Annotated in this window: 19 protein-coding genes and 1 pseudogene; 9 read left to right on the top strand and 11 right to left on the bottom strand. The window is 63.6% G+C overall.

Annotated elements, in window-relative coordinates:
• Nucleotides 1-38: 38 nt before the first annotated feature.
• The 4 genes and pseudogenes from ASG84_RS10390 to ASG84_RS10375 all read left to right on the top strand — a co-directional run bounded on the left by ASG84_RS10390 (nucleotide 39) and on the right by ASG84_RS10375 (nucleotide 4,059).
• Nucleotides 39-1,398: pseudogene (locus ASG84_RS10390) on the top strand (MFS transporter).
• A gap of 71 nt (nucleotides 1,399-1,469) precedes the next feature.
• A complete protein-coding gene (locus ASG84_RS10385; protein WP_200936551.1) occupies nucleotides 1,470-2,300 on the top strand; it encodes a transketolase in 831 nt (276 codons plus the stop codon).
• Nucleotides 2,297-3,286, top strand: a complete 990-nt coding sequence (locus ASG84_RS10380; RefSeq protein ID WP_057476956.1) for a transketolase family protein — start codon at nucleotides 2,297-2,299, stop codon at nucleotides 3,284-3,286. Before ASG84_RS10385 ends, ASG84_RS10380 begins: the two co-directional genes overlap by 4 nt.
• Before the next feature lie 113 nt (nucleotides 3,287-3,399).
• Complete coding sequence (locus ASG84_RS10375; protein ID WP_057476955.1) at nucleotides 3,400-4,059, top strand: GntR family transcriptional regulator; 660 nt, start codon at nucleotides 3,400-3,402, stop codon at nucleotides 4,057-4,059.
• A gap of 12 nt (nucleotides 4,060-4,071) precedes the next feature.
• Here the strand turns inward: ASG84_RS10375 and ASG84_RS10370 are convergent, their stop codons facing one another.
• Nucleotides 4,072-4,995, bottom strand: coding sequence for an alpha/beta hydrolase (locus ASG84_RS10370; RefSeq protein ID WP_057476954.1), 924 nt, complete (start codon nucleotides 4,993-4,995; stop codon nucleotides 4,072-4,074).
• A 103-nt stretch (nucleotides 4,996-5,098) separates the two neighbouring features.
• On the opposite strand from ASG84_RS10370, the gene ASG84_RS10365 reads away from it, so the two are divergent.
• Nucleotides 5,099-5,551, top strand: a complete 453-nt coding sequence (locus tag ASG84_RS10365; protein WP_057476953.1) for a MarR family winged helix-turn-helix transcriptional regulator — start codon at nucleotides 5,099-5,101, stop codon at nucleotides 5,549-5,551.
• Between the two features lies 1 nt (nucleotide 5,552).
• Here ASG84_RS10365 and bla read toward each other — a convergent pair whose 3' ends face one another.
• On the bottom strand, nucleotides 5,553-6,482 hold the full coding sequence (gene bla, locus ASG84_RS10360; RefSeq protein WP_057476952.1) for a class A beta-lactamase: 930 nt from the start codon (nucleotides 6,480-6,482) through the stop codon (nucleotides 5,553-5,555).
• 103 nt (nucleotides 6,483-6,585) lie between these two features.
• Between bla and ASG84_RS28525 the strand changes: the two genes are divergently transcribed.
• Nucleotides 6,586-7,440: a LysR family transcriptional regulator gene (locus ASG84_RS28525; protein WP_057476951.1), complete on the top strand. Its 855-nt coding sequence runs from the start codon at nucleotides 6,586-6,588 to the stop codon at nucleotides 7,438-7,440.
• Nucleotides 7,437-8,342 (top strand): serine hydrolase, encoded by a 906-nt coding sequence (locus ASG84_RS10350; protein WP_057476950.1) that lies wholly within the window; start codon nucleotides 7,437-7,439, stop codon nucleotides 8,340-8,342. The genes ASG84_RS28525 and ASG84_RS10350 overlap by 4 nt, the downstream gene beginning before the upstream one ends.
• On the opposite strand, the gene ASG84_RS10345 is transcribed toward ASG84_RS10350, so the two are convergent.
• The 3 genes from ASG84_RS10345 to ASG84_RS10335 all read right to left on the bottom strand — a co-directional run bounded on the left by ASG84_RS10345 (nucleotide 8,315) and on the right by ASG84_RS10335 (nucleotide 11,444).
• A complete protein-coding gene (locus ASG84_RS10345; RefSeq protein WP_057476949.1) occupies nucleotides 8,315-9,001 on the bottom strand; it encodes a hypothetical protein in 687 nt (228 codons plus the stop codon). The genes ASG84_RS10350 and ASG84_RS10345 overlap by 28 nt on opposite strands.
• 114 nt (nucleotides 9,002-9,115) lie before the next feature.
• Nucleotides 9,116-9,925 (bottom strand): enoyl-CoA hydratase/isomerase family protein, encoded by an 810-nt coding sequence (locus ASG84_RS10340; RefSeq protein ID WP_057476948.1) that lies wholly within the window; start codon nucleotides 9,923-9,925, stop codon nucleotides 9,116-9,118.
• Nucleotides 9,909-11,444 (bottom strand): hypothetical protein, encoded by a 1,536-nt coding sequence (locus ASG84_RS10335; protein ID WP_057476947.1) that lies wholly within the window; start codon nucleotides 11,442-11,444, stop codon nucleotides 9,909-9,911. The genes ASG84_RS10340 and ASG84_RS10335 overlap by 17 nt, the downstream gene beginning before the upstream one ends.
• Before the next feature lie 61 nt (nucleotides 11,445-11,505).
• Here ASG84_RS10335 and ASG84_RS10330 point away from each other — a divergent pair, with 61 nt between their 5' ends.
• Entirely contained in the window at nucleotides 11,506-12,111 is a 606-nt protein-coding gene (locus tag ASG84_RS10330) for a TetR/AcrR family transcriptional regulator (RefSeq protein WP_057477094.1), read from the top strand.
• Between the two features lie 25 nt (nucleotides 12,112-12,136).
• Here ASG84_RS10330 and ASG84_RS10325 read toward each other — a convergent pair whose 3' ends face one another.
• The 5 genes from ASG84_RS10325 to ASG84_RS10305 all read right to left on the bottom strand — a co-directional run bounded on the left by ASG84_RS10325 (nucleotide 12,137) and on the right by ASG84_RS10305 (nucleotide 18,015).
• On the bottom strand, nucleotides 12,137-12,715 hold the full coding sequence (locus ASG84_RS10325) for a hypothetical protein (protein WP_156399456.1): 579 nt from the start codon (nucleotides 12,713-12,715) through the stop codon (nucleotides 12,137-12,139).
• A 145-nt stretch (nucleotides 12,716-12,860) separates the two neighbouring features.
• Complete coding sequence (locus tag ASG84_RS10320; protein ID WP_057476945.1) at nucleotides 12,861-13,967, bottom strand: ABC transporter substrate-binding protein; 1,107 nt, start codon at nucleotides 13,965-13,967, stop codon at nucleotides 12,861-12,863.
• Complete coding sequence (locus ASG84_RS10315) at nucleotides 13,967-15,727, bottom strand: ABC transporter permease (protein WP_082520911.1); 1,761 nt, start codon at nucleotides 15,725-15,727, stop codon at nucleotides 13,967-13,969. The genes ASG84_RS10320 and ASG84_RS10315 overlap by 1 nt, the downstream gene beginning before the upstream one ends.
• On the bottom strand, nucleotides 15,724-16,839 hold the full coding sequence (locus ASG84_RS10310; protein WP_057476944.1) for an ABC transporter ATP-binding protein: 1,116 nt from the start codon (nucleotides 16,837-16,839) through the stop codon (nucleotides 15,724-15,726). The genes ASG84_RS10315 and ASG84_RS10310 overlap by 4 nt, the downstream gene beginning before the upstream one ends.
• A 45-nt stretch (nucleotides 16,840-16,884) precedes the next feature.
• A complete protein-coding gene (locus tag ASG84_RS10305) occupies nucleotides 16,885-18,015 on the bottom strand; it encodes a PrpF domain-containing protein (RefSeq protein WP_057476943.1) in 1,131 nt (376 codons plus the stop codon).
• Nucleotides 18,016-18,197: 182 nt separating this feature from the next.
• Here ASG84_RS10305 and ASG84_RS10300 point away from each other — a divergent pair, with 182 nt between their 5' ends.
• The gene (locus ASG84_RS10300) at nucleotides 18,198-19,094 is read left to right on the top strand and encodes a LysR family transcriptional regulator (RefSeq protein ID WP_057476942.1); all 897 of its coding nucleotides are present in this window, start codon (nucleotides 18,198-18,200) and stop codon (nucleotides 19,092-19,094) included.
• A gap of 10 nt (nucleotides 19,095-19,104) precedes the next feature.
• Here the strand turns inward: ASG84_RS10300 and ASG84_RS10295 are convergent, their stop codons facing one another.
• Nucleotides 19,105-20,241 (bottom strand): PrpF domain-containing protein, encoded by a 1,137-nt coding sequence (locus tag ASG84_RS10295; protein WP_057477092.1) that lies wholly within the window; start codon nucleotides 20,239-20,241, stop codon nucleotides 19,105-19,107.
• Nucleotides 20,242-20,324: the final 83 nt, after the last annotated feature.

Here is a 20,324-nt window from a genome sequence, read left to right as displayed (position 1 = left end):
GACGAGTTTGAAACCAACACCTCAGCAGGAGAGTCCCCATGAGCACAGATGCTCTGCAGATGCGCGGACCGGTCCACGGCACAAAAGACGCCAAACGCGTCGCCGTCGGATCTTCGGTCGGTGCCGTCATCGAAACGTACGACTTCATCGGCTTCGGTACCGCCGCCGCCCTGTACTTCGGAACCGCATTCTTCCCCGGCTCCAACTCCGTCACCGGCACACTGGCCGCCTTCGCCACACTCGGTGTCGGCTTCGCAGCACGACCCATCGGCGGCATCGTCGGAGGACATCTCGGCGATCGCGTCGGCCGCAAGCCGGTACTGGTCGGCTCCCTGATCCTCATGGGTATCGCCACCTTCGCCATCGGCTTGCTGCCCACCTACGCCCAAGCCGGCATCATCGCGCCGATGCTGCTCGTGGTGGTGCGCATCATCCAGGGCCTCGCCTTCGGCGCGGAATGGGGAGGCGCGATCCTGATGAGCTACGAGCACGCTCCGTGGCGCAAGAAAGGCAAATTCACCGGCATCGTGCAAGCCGGCTTCCCCGTCGGGCTACTGCTCGCCAACCTCGTCTTCCTCGGAAGCGTGCACCTCGGCGGCGACTGGGCGTGGCGGGTTCCCTTCTTGTTCAGCATCGTCCTGGTCGCAGTGGGCCTGATAATCCGCTCGAAGGTTCCCGAGTCGCCGGTCTTCGACGACGTCAAGGAAGCGGGTGTCTCCAAGTCTCCGATCAAGGAGGCCATCAAGCACGACTGGCGAAACATTCTGCGCGGCATCGGTCTTCGCATCGCCGAGACGGCAGGATACGCAGTGTCCGTCACCTACATGATCTCCTACCTGCACACGCAGGAGTTGGCGACCACGTCCGAGACCATCACCGCACTCTGCATCGCCTCGTTCATCGGCATCTTCGCCACTACCGGCTGGGCCGCTCTCACCGACAGGATCGGGCGACGCCCCCTCTACATCGCGGTGTGCTCCTTCGCCGCACTGTTCGGAATACCGATGTTCCTGCTCGTCAACACCGGTCTGTTCCTGTTCGTCATCGCGACCATCGTGCTCGCCTACGCCGTCTGCCAGAATGCCCTCGCCGGCTCACAGGGTGCCTGGTTCCCCGAACTGTTCGACGCCTCCCGCCGCGCCTCGGGAGCTTCACTGGCGTACCAGATCTCGGCCATGGTCTCCGGCTTCACTCCGTTCATCACGACGTTGCTGTTCGTGTGGCTCGGGTGGCTCGGACCGGCCCTGCTGTTCATCGCCTACGCCCTGATCGGGCTCGGCTCCGCTCTCGCCACCAAAGGAAACCTGGGGCCCCACCGAGCGACGCCTCGCGGCACAGGCAGAACTCGACACCCCGGCGGATTTTCCGGCCTCCACTCGCGCAAAGGAACTACTGTGAGCACGATAACCGAAGCAGCACAGCATGACTCGAAGAGCAGCATCGAACGCGCAGCCGAGTTCGCGTACGCCATGCGCCACCACGTCATCGATATGGGCGAGGCTCAGGGACAGGGCTACGTAGGGCAGGCCCTGGGCGCGGCAGACATCTTCGCCGCTGTCTACGCCGACCGGTTGAAGTACCGCGCAGACGACCCGGAATGGGCCGAACGTGATCGCTTTCTACTCTCTACGGGCCATTACGCCATCGGCCTCTACGCTGCCCTCGCCGCGGCAGACATCGTGCCGGTCGCCGAGCTCGAGACGTACGGCTCGGATGAGTCCCGACTGCCCATGTCCGGAATGGCTACCTACACACCGGGAATGGAGATCTCCGGCGGATCGCTCGGCCACGGTCTCACAGTCGCAGTGGGGATGGCCCTCGGACTCCGTCATCAGAATTCCGCGTCGCGAGTATTCAACTTTCTCTCCGACGGCGAACTGGACGAAGGTTCCACCTGGGAGGCCGCGATGGGTGCCCATCACCACCGACTCGGCAACCTCATCGCCATGGTCGACATGAACGCGCTCCAAGCGGACGGCCCGACAGCCGGTGTGCTCGGTATCGAGCCCGTCCACGAGAAGTGGGCGGCGATGGGGTGGAACGTCTACCGCGTCAACGGCAACGATCCCGCTGCTCTCTCGGAAGCCTTCGATTCTGCCTGTGCCGCAGCCGAGCCCGTCGGAACTCCGTCGATCGTCATCTGCGACACCAAGATCGGCTACGGAGTCACCTTGCTCGAAAATCGAGAGAAGGCGCACTTCATGCGCATCGACGAGAGCGAGTGGAGCATCTGCCGCGACCAGCTGACCGAGCGTTTCACCGACCCGACCTACCTGCAGGAAAACGAGGTTCAGGCATGACCACCACCACCACTCCGAAACTCAAGACATCGGCGATGATCGCCTCGTTCGTCGACCCCGGCCAACGCACCGCCGACGCACCGTTCGGTCACGCTCTCGTCGAAGCCGCGCAGAACAACGACAAGATAGTCGGTCTCAGCGCCGACCTTGCCAAGTACACCGACATGCACATCTTCGCTCAGGCGTTTCCCGATCGCTTCTTCCAGATGGGCATGGCCGAGCAGCTACTCCTCGGGGCCTCGGCCGGCATGGCCGAGACCGGACTGATCCCGTTCGCATCGACGTACTCGGTGTTCGCAGCCCGTCGGGCATACGACTTCCTGTGCCTCGATATCGCCGAGCCCAATCTGAACGTCAACATCATCGGCGGCCTGCCCGGCCTCACCACGGGATACGGACCGAGCCATCAGGCCACCGAGGACATCGCCATCTTTCGTGGGATGCCGAACCTGACGATCGTCGATCCGTGCGACTCGGTCGACATCAGCCAGGCCGTGCCCCAACTCGCTGCCTCCGACGGGCCGACGTACCTGCGCTTGCTTCGTGGCAAGGTGGCGACCGTGCTCGACGAGTACGACTACACCTTCGAGCTCGGTAAGGCCAAGGTCATCCGTCCGGGTAACGACGTGGTGCTGGTGTCGAGCGGACTGATGACGATGCGCGCGCTGCAGGCAGCGAAGAATCTGGAGAAACACAACATCGACGTCTCGGTGGTGCACACCCCCACGATCAAGCCGTTCGACGCCGATACTGTTCTCGCAGAATTGGCTACACCTCGGTTGGCGTTCACCTGCGAGAACCACACCAAGATCGGCGGGCTGTTCGAGACCGTCGCCTCCGCCGTCGTCGAGCGCGGACTCGGTAAGAAGATGGGTGCCATCTCCTTGCCCGACGAGTTTCTTGCGGCAGGTGCCCTGCCGACGTTGCACGATCGCTACGGACTGTCGACGTCGAGTATCGAAGCTCGGATCATGGCAGAACTCTGACTCGATGCGGCTTTGCAGTCCGAGGGGTCGTCGACGCCGGACGTACACTTACTGTCGACAGCTGTCAGTCGACTGTTTGCAGTGAGATGTACTCGACGAAAGGAGCCCCCGCCATGGGGCAACCCGGCGCACTCCTCGGACTGCAGAAAACCAACCTGCGTCAGCAGGCGGTCACCGCTCTGCGATCTGCCATCACCAGCGGTGAGCTTCGTCCCCGCAGTGCCCTGGTCGAGACCGAACTGTCCGAGCGGCTGCAGATCAGTCGCGGAACTCTGCGGGAGGCCCTGCGCCAGTTGCAGCAGGAAGGCCTCGTGGTCACCGGCGCTCGCGGACGACTGCACGTACGCCACCTCGACACCAAGGAGATTCAGGACATCTTCTCGGTGCGAGGCGCACTCGAAGGCTTGGCCGCGGCCGAGATCGCTAGGCATCCCGAACGGCCCCGCATCGTCGCGGAGCTGCGGGCTGCGCTCGAGCTGCTGAACCAGGCACCGAAAGACGAGACCCTCGACGACCGCATCGAGGCAGACCTCGACTTTCATCGCCTGCTGTGTCGATCCGCCGACAACGAAACCCTGCTGCACTCGTGGACCAGTCTCGAAGGTTCGATCCGTATGTCGATCATGTACGCCGGGCGCGATCGCGCCCTCGGCAACATGGACGCCGACCGTCACCACGACATGGTCGACGCCATCGAGGCTGGTATTGCCGACGATGCAACCGCTGCGGTGCGTGAGCACATGATGTGGGCCGTCGGCAATCTCGTCGCGTAACTGCTGACGGGCTCAGCCGCGGACGGGACCGTTCAGTAGGCGATCCATCGCGGCGAGATCGCTGGCTCGGGTGCGACGAGACAGTGCCGTGTCGAACATAGTGAAGCCATGGAATGCGCCGGGCCAGCAATGGAATTCGACTCTGTTTCCCGCTGCCAGAAGTCTGCGGGCGTAATCGATACCCTGATCGCGCAAGGGATCCAGCTCGTTCACCGTGAGATAAGTCGGCGGCAACCCCGAAAGGTCTTGTCGACGCGCCGGGGACGTGTGTTCGTCCGGAACTCGCCCTCCGAGATAGTGCTGCCAGCTCAGGACCGCATTGTCGGTGTTCCAGAACACGGCGTCGACGCCTTGTTCCATCGACGGCGAGTCGGCTCTGTCGTCGAGTGCGGGTTCGATCAGTGCCTGCATCACCAGTCTCGGACCGCCGCTGTCACGAAGTTCCAAGGCAGTGCACGCGGCCAGACACGCTCCGGCACTGGTTCCCAAGAGACCGATCCGCCCCGGGTCACCGCCGATGCTGTCGGCAGCATCGACCGCCCACTGCACCGCGGTGACACAGTCGTCAACGGCTGCGGGATAGGGGAATTCGGGGGCCAACCGGTAGTCGACGGCAACGACGACGCACTGCAGCGCAGCCGCGAGACCAGCGTTTCCTTCATCGTTCGAGGCAGCCGAGCCCAATACGAAACCGCCGCCGTGCATTTCGACCACGATGGGCACAGGGCCACGCGTCGCTCCCGTCGGACCAGTGATGCGAACACCGACACTGTGCCCGTCGAACTCGGCAACCGATTCCGTGACAACAACATCCGCGGACATCCTGACCGGACCGTTCGTCCTCGCAGCCCGAGCAGCAGCGACATTGCGAAAATCAACGGCCGGAACGTCGGAGACCACAGCCTGCAGTTCGGGATCGAGGTCGTCGATGCGCATACATTCCACAGTAGGTGTTCTGCCCGCCATTGATTGCAGACGCCGTTAATTGTCGGCGCGGTATGGTGGGTGGCGACTGGTACAGGTATCGAGAGGCACGACCATGAGCGCACACGACCCCGCCCTGACTGCCCTTGCGGAGAATTGGCTTGCGCTTGCCGTCTTGCACGGACGTATCGAAAGCCGCATCGAGCGTGCGCTGCAGACCAACCACAACCTCAGTGCGCGTGAGTACTGGCTACTCGACGTCCTGGGCAGACAGCACGACGGGGTCGGCGGGCACCTGCAGATGAAGCAGGTGGCCGACGCCGTCGTGCTGAGCCAGAGCGCCACGACCCGCCTGGTCACTCGCCTCGAGGATCGGGGGCTGCTCACGCGGTACCTGTGCCCCACCGATCGACGAGGTATCTACACGGACGTCAGCGAAGAAGGCCTGGCCCTGCTCGAGGCGGCGCGGCCCACCAACGACGCGGCGCTGCGCGAGGCTCTCGACGACGCATCCGACGAGCCGGATCTCGTTCCCTTGGTCGACGCCGTTCGTCGCGCCGAAGACTGAATCACTGCACCTGTTCCACGGCTGTTCTGGTCGCGTCTGCCACCAACGGGTTCATTGCTGACGAATCTTCCACTCCCGACGTAGTCGCACTGAGCACGACCAGCAGGATTCTCTGCCCGTCCGGTCCGAGCAACAGCCCGGCATCGTTGGAGACGCCGTAGCTTCCGGTGCCGGTCTTGTCGGCCGAAGTCCATTGCGGCGCAATGCCCGCCCGGAACCGGGCGGTGGACGTCTCAGTGTCGCCCATCCACTCCAGTAGCTGTGCGCGCGAGGCCTGAGTCAGAACGTCGCCGTCGAGCAGGGTCCGATAGCCGGCGGCCAGCGAGTTCGGTGTCGTCGTGTCCCGCGGATCGCCGGGGATTGCCGTGTTCAATTCCGGCTCGGTGCGATCGAGTCTGAATTCGGTGTCCCCGAGCGACCGGGCGAAGTCGGTGAGCGCCGCAGTGCCACCCGCTTCGCGAATCAGCAGATTGCCGGATGTGTTGTCGCTCTTGGTCAATGCGGCCGCTGCTAAATCTGCAATCGTGACAACAGATCCTGGTTCCCAGTCGACCGCAGACTCGGGCACCTTGTCTTCCGCTGCGATCGTTCTGGTGTCGCTCAGCTGTAGCCTGCCTGCATCAACGGCGGCGAGAACGGCACCGACGGCATACACCTTGAAGGTGGAGCAGAATGCGAAACGTTCGTCGCCGCGGTAACTCTGGGTGGAACCGGTCGCGAGATCGAGCGCACTGACTCCGAGCCGTGCACTATCCCTGGCCTCGAGCTCGAGATACGCCTGCTCGGCACTGGGCTGTTCGCCCGTGGACTGGGTGCTGTTCGTGTCGGATCGCGGCGGTTCGGTGGTGGCTGTCGAGGAACAGGCGACGCCCGCGGTCAGCGTCGCCGCTGCAATCACGGTGAGTAGTCGGGTGGATGTCGAGGTACGCATGGGCTCATGCGATCACACCCGCTCGCCTCCGGGCCAAGTCCTGAGACGTGGAAGCGTCATTCCTCTTCGGTATCGCGGCAGGTGAACGTGTTTCAATAGGTCGGTGGATCTTGTTCGCCATCTCGAGTATTTCGTCGCCGTCGCCGAGGAACGCCACTTCGGTCGCGCAGCGGCCACTCTCGGCGTGACGCAGCCGCCCGTGTCTCGGGCGATCAAGACCCTGGAGAAGCACCTCGGCCTCACACTGGTGGAGCGGACTCCCGACGGTGCGGCCGTCACCGCACACGGGGCTGCGCTGTTGCCCCGGGCTCGCTTGATCGTCGACGACGCGCGCCGATTGACCACGACGGCAGAGTCACTGACCGCGTCCAAGACGGTCCGCATCGGCCTCATCCCTCAACTGGACGATGCATTGGCCGCACGCATCGCTGCGTCCGTCGGAGTCCGAGCGCGAGTGGAGACAGCCGGAGCCGTGTCATTGCTGGACAGCGTGCGCTCACACGAGCTCGACGTGGCGGTGGTCGACCACCCGGTTGTGCTCGATCGACTGACGGCCGGACCGGTCATCACGTTGCCCCGACGAGTCTGCGTTCCGACAACTCACAGGTCGGCCCAAGCAGAGCGGCCACGGTTGACCATGTTGTCCGACCTGACCTTCGCCACCACGCCGAGGACTGCGAATCCACCCGCGCACGATCTGTTGCTCGACGTATTCAGACGCCACGCTCTCGACCCAGAACTGTTCATCGCGAACACCTTTCGCGACGTCTCCATCGGTGTCGCATCGGGTCGTTGTTTCGGTCTCGTTCCGGCCGCGAGCCCGGTCCTACCCGGCACAGAGCATCTCGACCTCGCTTCCGAGGACGTTGCCCTACGAGTGCGGATAGTGCGCCGCGTCGACGAAGCAGACTCTCTCGCGAACCTCGTCGACCGAATACTGTTGCAGGCCAACAAGTGAGCACGACGGACGAGCAACTCCGCGCAGCATTCGCCGACGCCGGCTGCCGCGGTTGGGTACGCGCCGAACGAATCGACGGCACCGGCACGGTCGTCGACTACGAGGGCGACGATCCCGTCGTCGCTGCGTCGGTCTGGAAAATCGTGCTGCTGGTTGCCGCGGCACGGGCGTTCGACGACGGATCACTGACTGCCACCGATTCGGTACGCCTCGTTCCGGCCCAGTGCAGTCCCGGTCCGACGGGCATCGCAAGTCTCGCGGATCCGGTGACCATGAGTTGGCGGGACATCGCACGGTCGATGATCACCGTCTCCGACAACGCCGCTGCCGACGCGCTTCTCGGCGCCCTCGGGCTCGATGCACTCACCGCTGTGATCGAGGATCTCCGGCTGGATCAGACTCGCATCGTCGGTGGCACGAAAACTCTGGGTGAGCAGATCGTCCGCGATACGGGCCGGTTGAGCGCGAACGAAGCACTGGGCTTGCTGGCCAGCAACTACACGGTGGTGGACAGCTCGGGCTTCGATCCGGCGTACACCTCGTGCACGACGCCCCGTGACAGCAATACCGTCCTGCGTTCCATTTGGCTGGGCACCGCGGCATCACCGACACAGTGCCGGTACATGAAACAGGTTCTGTCTCAGCAGGTGTGGCCGCACAGGATTCGAAGCGGGATCCCGTACCCGGATGTGCAGGTCGCGGGGAAGACGGGCACCATCGGTCCCATTCGCAACGAGGTTGCCGTGGTGTCGTTTCCAGGCGAGGAGCCGGTCGCGGTGTCGGTGTTCACCAGGGCGGCGCGGATGGACCTGTATCTCCCCTTGGTCGATCGAGCCATCGGTCATGCGGCCAGAATCGCGGTGACTGCGGTACGTCAGGCACCGCATTCGGGAACGCCGTGACCGGATCGACACCACGTGTTCACCCCGGGAGCATCGCCCAGATCGTAGGTCATCAACACGCGGGTGTCGTTGTATCCCAGGCTCGGCGAGGCCTCGAATCGCTTGCCCTCGTACAGAACTCCACCCAACCCGTCACCGGCCACGAATGTGCGCTGTAGCAGCGTGACGACAACGCCGTCTTCCTTGTCGTCCCCGATCGGCGTGTACGTGGCCGTCCAGGTCTCGACGTCGCAACAACTCGATCCGGTGGTGAACGTGCTGCTCGCCGGGTCGGGATCGAGATGCAGGATGCTCGCGTGCCGTTGCCAGTCGCCCATGATGGTCGACGCGAGGTCGTCGCCATCAGGGTTCGAGGCAGGGGGAACCTCCGGCTGCACCGGATCCTGAACGGGCGGATCGACCACCACAGGCCGATCAGTGGTCGGCGGCGTTACCGACGCCTCGACAGGCCCCGATCCATCGCCGGTATCCGGCTCATCCACCACCGGACTCTCCGATGGCGCGTTCTCGACCGGAGCAGCTGGTAGAGCACCGGCCACCTGGGTGGACGTCGCAGCTGCCTGCGGCGCGGGCCGAGGGTCATCAGTGCCGCATCCCGTCAGCGCGGCGATGGCCGTCACTGTCAACAGGGCGGATCCGATCGAAGAACGCACTCTCATGACGACTCCCCACTCGCGACGAATATCGTGCCCGGTCTATCGCCCCGGGCACGACTCCGTTACTTGCGCTAAGCAGGTCACGCTTCGGTAACAGCGGTTCTCACTAATGAGCGCTCACTGTGCGGTCCATATCGGATCGCGTTTCTGCAGAAATGCGGTGATTCCTTCGACGACGTCCTTCGTCGTGGTGAGTCGATCCAATTCCTGACGGTTCTGCTGCCACGAATCTTCCTCGTGCGCGATGGTGCCGTCGGTGATGCGTCGGGCGAGTCGCTTGGATGCGCGCACCGCGAGTGGCGCACCCTCCGCACACAGATGAGCGAGACCGAGTGCCGTATCGAAAAGGTCGTTGGGCGCGACCACCCTGTTGACCAACCCCCATCGTGCGGCTTCCTGCGCGGAGATCGGCTGACCCGTCAGGATCATCTCCAACGCAATGTGTTCCGGCACCGCAGTCATGAGTCTGAAGGCTCCCCCAGCACCGGCGATGAGTCCGCGACGAATCTCGGGCAGGCCGAATACAGCCGTGTCCGAGGCGACGACCATATCCGAGACCAGAGCAATCTCGGTTCCACCTCCCATCGCCGACCCGTTCACGGCCGCGATGATCGGAACCGAAATCGGGTGTTGGACAATCCCGGCGAACCCCCAATGCTCGGTCTCGGACGGGGTCACCGCTGCGGGGCCTCCGGTGCCGAGGGCTTTCAGATCGGCACCCCCGCAGAAGGTCGCGGACCCGGCGCCGGTCAGGACGATGGCCCGGATGTCTCGATCTGCCTCGGCCGACTCCCAGGCCTCCCCGAGCAATGTGTGTACGCGAGCGTCGATGCTGTTGGCCGCTTTCGGCCGATTGATCGTGACGACGAGTACATGACCTTCCCGTCTCGTCAGGACGACAGGTTCGGAACTAGCTGCTTCGGACACGGATGTTCCCCTCGATGATGTCGACAGTGACTGTGCTGCCGATGATGTCGCGTGCAGACTTGCTTCGATAGAGGGACAACGCATGCGCACTGGCAGTATCGCCGGAGGCCGTCTGTGCGGCGACCCGTCGTCCGCGCTCGTCTCTGCCGACGAGAAAAGCCTGGTTCGGTTCCTGCTGCCGGGAATGCTCGACCGACACGGCCTCCACCACGAGATCCCCGTCCTCGACAGGTGCTCGAGGCGGCGGATCCGACGTCAGCACTGCGGGTTCAGGATTTCCGATGTAGCCGAGCGGATGCCGATTTCCGCCCAACAGCACGGAGTGGTGGTACGTCAGATAGCCACCGTTCGCGTGCACCAGCGCACAGCTCTTGCCGCCGCGAATCTCCCGAACCGATGCGGTGATCGAGTGCAGCGAATGACTACTGAGAGGTCCACCGAAAGAAGAGTGCCCGCCGGTCACGCTGGGAATCAACGACTTAGGCGTTCCGAGGTGATGTGTGGCCAGGGTCGGGACGATCGGAAAGCAGCTGTAGACATCCAACACGTCCAAATGCTCGACCCCGATTTCGGCTCCGTGCAGCGCTCGATCCATCGCATCTTCCATCGCTGGGGACCGGCCGAAACTGGTGCGGTCGAGAATATCCACCGTGTCCTCGGCACCCGCACCGCCCCAGACGTACACGATGTCGCTCTCGGGCACGCCGCGTTCGCGGGCTTCGGCCAAGCTGGTGACCACGATGCATGCCGCCTGGTCGACGAACGGCATGGCGTTCATCGACAGCGGATACGGCTCGCACACGATGCGGTTCTTCGGCGAGGGCGTGCCGATGTCTGCAGCCGTCCTCGCTCGCCCGTTCCACGAGTACGGATTCTTCTCGGCAACAACGGAGAAGGACGCATACAGCTCGCTGCACTCGGCCTGCCGTGCTTCCGGATCCATGCTGGCCTCGAAGCGATAGCGGCTCTCGAACAACGGATAGATCCGGACCGGTGAGATCAGACCGGCTTCTTGCATTGCGGCACTGCCGAGTTGGTCGAGGTCGAAGGTGGGCGGGCCGCCCGGATCCGTGCTCCACCCGCCGTCGTCGACGGGGTCTCGACCGGCCTTGACCAGTGCGCTCATCGAGGCCTGGGCTTCACCGCCCGCTATCACCGCCACCGTCGATTCTCCGGAGGCGATGCGCGCAGCCGCGCGATCGAGAAGCCGTGCAGGCCACTGCCCGCCTATCGGAGCGTCGAACAGATCTGCGGGTGTGGAACCGAATCTGCGGGCCAGCGCAGAGGCAGGACTGGTGTAGGCCCAGCTGGCGATGTGGCAGAACGCGATGCTGTCCGCGCGGCGAATCCACGGCTCCGACGTCGGCGAGTCCCGGAGTGCCGCAGTCGCAGCGAGCGTGATCAATTCCATGGGTTCGACGCCCATGGGTTCACCGCGGCCGCTTGTTTCACCGATGGCCACGATCACCGGGACACGGGTCGGATCGACCGTCGACGCCTCGTGGCGTGCAGAACTCATGACCGGAACCTATTACAGACAAGGATTGTCCGCAATGCCGGGCAGATGCAACAATCCGAGGGTGACCGACGAAGCCAAGAGCAGACGGGGCCGGCCGCGTGATCCCGATCTGGAAGACCGCGTCTACGACGCAGTGCTCGAGGTGTACTGGGAAAAGGGGTGGTCCGGCTTCACACTCGACGCCGTTGCCCGTCGCGCATCGGTCGGGAGGGCCGCACTTTATCGACGCTGGGAATCGAAGGGGGCCTTGGTCGTCGACGCACTGGAAGCCCGGAGTCCACTCGCTACGCCGATCGACCTCGGCACGCTGCGGGCGGATCTCGTCGAACTCGCGGTGCAGCTTCTGCAGGGATACCGAGGGACGGCCGGCTTGGTCAGTCTGAGGGTTGCCCTCGATGCGCGGGTGCACCCCGACCTACTCGGACACATGATCGACACGCTCAACCGAAGCCGCTTGGTCGCAGCGAGACTCATCGTGCATCGAGCTCAGAGGCGAGGTGAATTGCCCGAGTCCGTTGATACCACCCGAATTCTCGAACTGGTGACCGGAGCGGTATTCAGCCACGTCATCTTCTCGCACCGCGACGATGCCGATCGAGACGATGCCGACCACGTCTACGCCGAGAATCTGGTCGATGCTGTGCTCGGTGGGGTCGGCGCAACCTGACGCACGTTCGCTACTCGTCCGCCGACTACCGTGATCGCCGCCTGTACAGACTCCATCCCGCTGCACCACCTGCGACCGCGGCGATTACAACGATCCCGATCAAGATCATCGGAGCGGTCGGAATACCGTCGTCGACGAACACCTCCCGGGGCTGCCCGAACTGCGTCACCGTCGCGACACGGGTTTCCGAATCATTGGAATACGTTGTTGCCGAGCACGAATCGACTGCCCATGGCGCATCCTGGGTGTCATAGGTCGTCGCGAAAACCAGGTACTCCTGTTTCAGGTCGAAGGTGGTGCCACACGCGGCGCTGTCACCCGCAGTGGAGACGGTCGTTGTTGCGCCGACCTCGCCTCGGAAGACTTCACGGACCTCGAAGTCGTAGAAGACGGTGAAATCTTCTCGCCGCTCGGCGACGGGCGTGCCGGTGAAGACGGCATTCTCTCCCTGGGCGAAGTCGGCGAGCTGCTGATCCAACTGTGGACCGCCCGGGTAATAGGCACAGCTGCATGCGTGCGCAACCCCCGGGCGCGCGAACATCAGAACCACCGTCAGTGGCATGACCACAGTAAGAACGAGAACACAGCGTAGAAACTGCTTCATGGCGATCAGTGTCACACGGGACATGAGGTGCCGCGCCAGGATCGGCGGACCCCTGTGGCCGAGCACCACCGGATATCGTCTCGGTGCAAACAAATTCGCGGCCGCCGAGTCCGATGGACTCGACGGCCGCCGATGAGCTGGTGTTCTATTCGTTGTATCCGAAGATCGCGTTCCAGGCCTCTTGATCGTTGGCGGAGTTCTCGATCGACTCCGACTGCGTGATTCGATTGACCTTGGGATCGGTGAACTCCGGTAGCTCGATTCCGCGGATCACCGGCGGATCGATGTCGTTGCGCACCGAGTACTCACCGAGATCGCTGAAGACCTGCTGTCCCCTCTTGGAGAGGTTCCAGTTCATGAATACCTGCGCGGCTGCAATGTTTTTCGCTGTGGACGCGACACCCGTGTAGTAGTCGTAGGCGGTCAGTCCCTCCTCCGGCACCACGAAGTTGACCGGCGCATTCTCGTTGTTGGCGATGTTGACGCTGCTCACCACCACGGTCCCCGCTTCGATCTCACCTCGGGCGAGCGCATCGAGCTGGGCTCCGATGGAGTCGAACACTCGTGCCTCCGAGGAGTATTCGCGTAGGTAGTCGTCGCCGAGAACGTTACGCTGGAACCGTGTCAGCGCCAATGCACTACCGCCGGCTCCGGCCTGAGCGATCCCCAGATTGCCCTTCCACCGATCGTCGAGAAGGTCCGCCCAGGACGCCGGCCTGTCGTCGCCCTCGATGAGCGCGCTGTTGTAGCCCATCGTGTAGATCGGGTCGAAGGTGCGGTAGTAATTGCCGCCGTCGAACACCACGTCGTCCTGTAGCTCGCCGGCCGTGGGCGGTGTGTAGGGCTGGAACACACCGCGCTCGCTGAGTCCGCTGACGAATCCGGCGTCGGAGATTCGCACGACGTCCGCGTCGAGACGGCCCGCGCCGTACTCGGCCACCAGTCGCTCGTACAGCCGGTTCGGGGTGAGCCGCACGAGCTTGACGTCGAGTCCGGTGTCCTTCTCGAAGTTCTTCAACACCGTGGCCTCGGTGACCGCGGTGTAGCCGCTGTAGAGGGTGATGCCGCCCTCGGCCTGAGCCTGCGTCCAGAGATCCGGATCGGCGATCTGTTCGCCGTCGATGACGAGGCCGTTGTCGGTGATGATCTCTTCTGCCGCCCGAGCCAGAGCGGGGCGTTCCGGGGGCGGCGAGCAGGCCGTGGCCGTTGCCACTGCGACACCCAGCGCGATTGCTGTGACCAATTTTCTCATCAGACAGTTTCCTTGGATCCGAAGCGACGCGACAGGATGGCGAGCACACCGATCACAACGCAGTACAGCAAGCTCAACTCGGCAGCCGACTGGAACGAGCCGTTGTCGTAAGCGTCGAAAATTGCGATCGACAGCAACCGGGTGTCGGAGGTGAACAGGAACAGCGCGGCCGTGAGCTCACGCATGGACAGCATCAGCAGCAACAGGAACGTCGAGGACAGACCTACCTTGAGCAACGGAGCCGTGACGAACGAGATAGCCCGGTGCCGACGTGCACCCAGCATGACGGCGCTGTCTTCCAAGTCTTTGTCCAACTGGATGATCGACGCCGATACACCGCGGTAGCCCTGCGGAATGGTGACTGCGACGAACGCGATCACCAGCACCGCGAGTGTTCCGTACACCGGCAATGGGAGCGCCAGCCACGTCCACAGCAGACCCAGGCCGAGCACGATGGCCGGAACGGCCAGCGGCAGCATGGCCAAGTACTCCAACAGCTTTCGACCCGGAGCGTTCGTGCGGTATCTCGTGTACGCCAGAGCGAAGCAGAACGCGGTACCGATCGCGGCTGTGGCAACACCGACGATGACGCTGTTTGTCATCACGCTGCGGAAGTCTGCACTGCGCAACGTTTCTCCCAGTCCCCAGAACGACAGGGCACCGGAGTCGAAGAGCTGGCCGATGTTCGCGACGTAGGGGCTGGTCTGCAATGCAGCTAACACCAGGGCGATGAGCGGCAAGAGAACGGCCAGCGCGAAGTACACCCATGCGAACACGGCAGCCGGGATGCGCCACGCTCGCAGCGGAACCTGCCGCGCCCGAACACCTTTACCGCTGACGGTGGTGTATTCCTTACTGCTCATCGCGCGCTGCTGGAACGCGACGACGGCGACCAGCAGAACCGTGAGTACGACGGCGACAGCAGCTGCGTCGTTGCCGCGGGCCGGCGATGCATTCATGAGTCGGTAGATCAGAGTCGGCAGAGTGTCTACTCCACCGGGAACACCGATCACCTGTGCAACCGGGAAGTTCTCTACGGTGAGCGCGAAAACCAGAATGCCCGAGCCGATCACGGCAGGCATGACGAGCGGGAAGGTGATCTTGCTGAGCATTTTGGTCAGCTTGGCACCGTGCAGACTGGCGGCGTCTTCGAGGTCGGGGTTCATCAGCGACAGCGCGGAGTGGACCATCAGGAACGGGTACGGCGCGTAGTAGATGCCGAGGATGAAGATCATTCCGCCGAAGCTGTAGATGTCGATGAATCCAGGAAGACCGATCGCGGTCAGAACCAGGTTGATGTAACCGGTGGCCGGGCCGGCCAGCAATGCCCAGGCCAGTGCCCCGACGAGCGCCGGAAGGAACAGCGGCGCAATACCGATGCCGTAGATCATCTTTCGACCCGGAACGTTGGTACGTGCTGCGAGGAAGGCGAGCGTGCACCCGATCGCCAGCGCGACGATCGAAGACCCGATGCCGACCAGTGCCGAATTCCACAGGGCAGTCTGCGCGGTCGAGGATCCGAGCAGTGAGAAGTTGTCGAGGGTGAAGTTACCGAAGTCGAACAGCGACGTGCGCTCGGCGTTGTCAGTGAATGCGCCCATCACGATGAAGAACATCGGGAACAGCACGATCACGGTGAGCAGAGCCAACTGCAACAGCGTCGGAATCCACTTCTTCAGACCGGGTCTGCGTTGGGGGGTCGGAGTGTCGACCGGCGGCTTCGTCGTGGTGACCGGCCGATCGTCTGTGGGAGCGCTCATACCGGCACCGCCTCGGAGGCGACGCGATCGTCGACGAGGACCTGGGCTCCGCCGGCTACTGCGGTGACCCGTGCGCGTTCTCCCATTCCCAGGATTCGGCTGGCGTGCCCGGTGGCGACGGCTTCGATCTCGGGGCCGTCGTCCAGGGTGACGCGGTACCGGATCGATGCCCCCTGGTAGCTGGCGACATCGACTGTGCCCATCCAGGACTGGCCCTCGGGCTCGGCCTCGTCCAGCGGGGTGACCAACAGATCCTCGGGCCGCAGGCACACCACAACCGGACCGTCACCCGCCGGTGCTGTATCGATCGACACTGCCGTCCGTCCGAAGTCCGTCAGCTCCATCATCGAGCGCGGTCCCGACGCAGGCGTCGCGCGGAAAATGTTGCCTACGCCGAGGAACTCGGCCACCGAGGCGGACATCGGCGAGGTGTAGATGTCTTCGGGGGTGCCGATCTGCACGATTCGGCCGTTCTGCATCAACGCGATTCGGTCGGCGAGGGCGAACGCCTCGACCTGATCGTGCGTGACGTAGACGGTGGTCAATCCGAGTCGGAGCTGAAGCTCTCGCAATTCCATCCGAAGTCGTTCGCGCAGTCGGGCGTCGAGGTTCGACAGCGGCTCGTCGAGGAGGAGCACGCTGGGGCGCATCACCAACGACCGAGCCAGCGCCACCCGCTGCATCTGACCACCACTGAGCAAGCTCGCTCCGCGGTGGGCCATTTCACCCAACCCGACGAGGTCGAGGGCTTCGAGGACCCGCTGGTTGATCTCGGTCTTGTTGACCTTCTGCATCTTCAACGAGAACGAGACGTTGTCGAACACAGTCCGGTGCGGCCACACCGCGTAGGACTGAAAGACCATGCCTACGTTGCGTTTGTGCGGCGGGATCGTCTTGTTCGTCTTCGAGTCGTGGACGACGCGATCACCGATGGTGATTCGGCCGGCGCTGGGAGTCTCCAATCCTGCGACGCAGCGCATCGTGCTCGTCTTACCGCAGCCGGACTGCCCCAACAACACCAGGGATTCGCCGTCGGCGATCTCCAGATCGAGGTCGCGGACAACAGTGTTTCCCGAGTACGCCAGGCTCAGATTCTCGATGCTAACCTTCATGATCTTCCTTTTCTTCAGTCGTCGATGCCGTGTTCACAGGTCGGTCTATCCGATCGAAAGTGCTGTCGCCGCAGCGGAAACGAACAATTCTGCCGTCGCGATGCGTCGTGCAGCGCGGTGCAGGGTGACGCTGGTGAGATTGCCGTCCGCGTCGATGTCGACATCGACGGCCAAGACACCGGCCGGTGTTCCCAGCCGTAGTGTCGAGGTTGCGGCACCGTCGACGACTCGGTCGACCACACCGCCGCGCACGGTTGCGGCAGCGGCCACCGCTACCGCCGACGTCAGACCGATCGACGGATGCGGTGCCATCATCGAGAGCATCCGCACGCAGACGTCGTACTCACCGGCCGTGACGAGTGTTCCGTCTTCGAGGCGGTAGTCCACCGGCGGAGCAATGATGCCCACCTTCGGCACCGCGTGCGTGATGGCATCCTCCGGACGCGACAGGCCCATGAGCAGAGCCGTTGCGCGCCTGAGTTCGACCAGCAGCGGAACCCGTTCCATCAGTTCGGTATTCGACCCTGCCCCGGTCATACCCAGATCGGATGCATCGAACAGTGCAGCGGGCGCGCCGGCGACCACCATGGTGCCGCGGTACTGCGACCCGTGTAGCTCCACGGTGTCCTCCACAGACCCGGTAGGGAGCAGCCGAGTGCGATCGGCACCGAGGTCGATGAACGTCAGACCGACCGGAACTCCGAGGGCGGACGTGCCGGCAACCTGAGCCGACCCCTCGGACGGAACGACGCCGCCCGGTGTATCGATCTCGGTGAGCAGGACCGCACCGGTGTTGCGGTTGCGCAGCCGCACGATGGTGGTGACCGGATCGATCGCCACCAATCCCTGCTGAAGCGCGTACAGGCCGATCGCGGTGGCGCAGTTGCCACAGTTGCTTCCCCACTCCACCTTTCGGTCACCGATAGCGACCTGCGCGAAGAGGTAGTCCACGTCGATTCCGTCCTCGGACGACCTACTGACGATGGCTGCCTTCGAGGTGGTCGAGCTACCACCGCCGACGCCGTCGAGCTGGCGGGGGTCGCCGGATCCGAACGCCGAGACCAGGATTTCGTCCAGCGATCCGGCCTGTTCGATCAACGGCTCGACGTCGACGGAGCTGAAGAGCCAGCATTTGCTGGTCCCGCCCCTCATCCACGTGCCACGCAATGAATACATTGTCGGATACCTTCCGATCGTTGCTCTCGAAAACGTTCTTGGAGTTGCACATTCGAGGGAGCGTTGCGGTTGTGTGACGCAGATCTCGTGCGGTTGCTGTACATAGCCTGCATCACACAGCCGTCGAGTACAATTACGAAAAAGTCGAGATCCCTTAACTTTCACTTAAAGGTGGTTCGATCATGTTCGACACCCGACGCCTACTACTGCTGGTCGAGGTGGTGCGAACCGGGTCCATCACGGCGGCCGCAACTCGGTTGAGCTTCACCACATCTGCGGTGTCTCAGCAGTTGAGCAAACTCGAGCTCGAAGCCGGCCAACCGTTACTGGAACGACACGCTCGCGGGGTGCGACTGACCGAGGCCGGCGAAGTCCTGGTCCGACACGCGGAACGAATCGAGACTCAATTACTTGCTGCGCGTAACGAACTCGAAGATCTGTCAGGGCTACGCGCCGGTACATTGAGAATCGGCACCTTCCCGACGGCCGGTGCCAGCCTGCTGCCGCCGGTGGTGAAGCTGTTCAAGTCGCGCCACCCAGCCGTCGCGCTGACGGTGCGCAGCTCACGGTTTGCGGGACTGCGTGGAATGCTCGACACCCGCGAGGTGGAGCTGTCTCTGCTCTGGGATTACGAGTGGGCCCGGATCACGGAGTCGGATCTGACGGTGCACCAGCTCATCGTCGACCCACCGATGCTGGTTGTCGCGGTCAATCACCATCTGGCCGAACGTGATTCGGTGGACATGACAGAGCTCGAGCACGAGCAGTGGATCACCCGGGAAGACACCCATCCGGTCGGTACAGCACTCGAGCGCGCGTGCCACGTTGCAGGCTTCTCCCCTACCGTGTCGTTCGCCGCGAACGACTACCAGGAGGCACAGGCAATGGTGGCCGTGGATCTGGGTGTCTCGTTCGCACCGCGCATGGCGCTGTCGAATATTCGTGACGATGTGCGATTGGTCCCGTTGACGGGCGCACCGTCACGTCGAATCCTGTTGGCACACTTGGCAGAAAACAGACTGTCCCCCAGCGCAACGGTACTACTGAAGATATTCCAGGATGTCGCCGCGCGGTTCTGAAAGGACGGCTTCAGGCCGAGTGTGCACCGACAAGAGCGGGCATCGGCACCACGAAGAGGTCTGCGGTGGCGATACGCCGGACTGCGCGATGCAGGGTGACCGACTGCAGCAGCCCATTGCCGTCCACCGTGTAGTCGACCTCGAGCACTCCCGCGGCGGTGCCGATCCGAATGGTTCCGGGACGGCCGACCCCCGCGTTGGCGGTGACGACTCCTCCGATGACGGTTGCTGCTGCGGCCACCGCTACAGCCGAGGTCAGTCCGATTGCCGGATGCGGTGCCATCATCGACAGCATGCGCACCGAGATGTCGTAGTCGGCGGCTGCGACATGCTCACCCGTGGTGGTCGTGTAATCCCGCGGCGCTCCAACGATCCCGACCTTCGGAATGGCCTGCGAGACAGGTTCTTCGGGCTTGCTCAGCCCCATCCGCAGAGCGGCCTGTCGGCGTAGGGCGATGAGGGTGGGGACGTGAGCGGCGACAACATCGTTGGTCTCCGACCCGGTCAGCCCGAATTCGGCGGCGTCGAACAATGCGGCGGGCGCGCCCGCTCGAACGAACGTTCCGCGGAACTCGTTGTCGCCGAATGCGACTCGATCGACCTCTGCACCGGTGGGAAGCATCGTCACTCGATCCGAGGCCGGATCGGTGAAGGTCAATCCCACCGGGACGCCGAGAGCGGTGGTGCCGGGGACGGACGCGTCACCCTCGGCAGGAATGCGTCCGCCGGGGGTCGCGATCTCCGCCGCCAGAATTGCGCCGGTGTTCTCGTTGCGCATCCGGACCACGGTGACGTGGTCGTCCACGGCGACGAGACCCGTCTGCACTGCATAGAGGCCGATTGCCGTCGCACAGTTTCCACAGTTGCTGCCCCACTCCACGGTGCGGTTCTCTATGGCGACTTGAGCGAAGAGATAGTCGACGTCGATACCGGGTGCACTCGAGCGTCGCACGATGGCGGCCTTGGAGGTGGTGGAACTGCCGCCACCCACCCCGTCGAGCTGACGCGGGTCACCGGAACCGAAGGCCGCGGTGAGGATGTTGTCGAGACCGCCGGCGTCGGCGATGTACGGGTCGATGTCGACCGCGTTGAAGAGCCAGCACTTGCTGGTGCCTCCACGCATCCACGTTCCACGAAGAGTGAACATCTGGTGTGCCTTCCGATCAGGATCCGATGCTTCCACCCTGCGACAGAGGATGCTCAAGCACAATTACGAAATATGTTCATGCC

It is taken from the genome of Rhodococcus sp. Leaf278 (assembly GCF_001426085.1).
Taxonomy (GTDB): domain Bacteria; phylum Actinomycetota; class Actinomycetes; order Mycobacteriales; family Mycobacteriaceae; genus Rhodococcoides.
This window is presented reverse-complemented; position numbering and strand designations above follow the sequence as displayed.

Coding starts and splice junctions, on each gene's coding strand:
- ASG84_RS10385 (WP_200936551.1), top strand. CDS start 1,470: ATGCGCCACCACGTCATCGATATGGGCGAGGCTCAGGGACAGGGCTAC.
- ASG84_RS10380 (WP_057476956.1), top strand. CDS start 2,297: ATGACCACCACCACCACTCCGAAACTCAAGACATCGGCGATGATCGCC.
- ASG84_RS10375 (WP_057476955.1), top strand. CDS start 3,400: ATGGGGCAACCCGGCGCACTCCTCGGACTGCAGAAAACCAACCTGCGT.
- ASG84_RS10370 (WP_057476954.1), bottom strand. CDS start 4,995: ATGCGCATCGACGACCTCGATCCCGAACTGCAGGCTGTGGTCTCCGAC.
- ASG84_RS10365 (WP_057476953.1), top strand. CDS start 5,099: ATGAGCGCACACGACCCCGCCCTGACTGCCCTTGCGGAGAATTGGCTT.
- bla (WP_057476952.1), bottom strand. CDS start 6,482: ATGCGTACCTCGACATCCACCCGACTACTCACCGTGATTGCAGCGGCG.
- ASG84_RS10345 (WP_057476949.1), bottom strand. CDS start 9,001: ATGAGAGTGCGTTCTTCGATCGGATCCGCCCTGTTGACAGTGACGGCC.
- ASG84_RS10335 (WP_057476947.1), bottom strand. CDS start 11,444: ATGAGTTCTGCACGCCACGAGGCGTCGACGGTCGATCCGACCCGTGTC.
- ASG84_RS10325 (WP_156399456.1), bottom strand. CDS start 12,715: ATGAAGCAGTTTCTACGCTGTGTTCTCGTTCTTACTGTGGTCATGCCA.
- ASG84_RS10320 (WP_057476945.1), bottom strand. CDS start 13,967: ATGAGAAAATTGGTCACAGCAATCGCGCTGGGTGTCGCAGTGGCAACG.
- ASG84_RS10315 (WP_082520911.1), bottom strand. CDS start 15,727: ATGAGCGCTCCCACAGACGATCGGCCGGTCACCACGACGAAGCCGCCG.
- ASG84_RS10310 (WP_057476944.1), bottom strand. CDS start 16,839: ATGAAGGTTAGCATCGAGAATCTGAGCCTGGCGTACTCGGGAAACACT.
- ASG84_RS10305 (WP_057476943.1), bottom strand. CDS start 18,015: ATGTATTCATTGCGTGGCACGTGGATGAGGGGCGGGACCAGCAAATGC.
- ASG84_RS10300 (WP_057476942.1), top strand. CDS start 18,198: ATGTTCGACACCCGACGCCTACTACTGCTGGTCGAGGTGGTGCGAACC.
- ASG84_RS10295 (WP_057477092.1), bottom strand. CDS start 20,241: ATGTTCACTCTTCGTGGAACGTGGATGCGTGGAGGCACCAGCAAGTGC.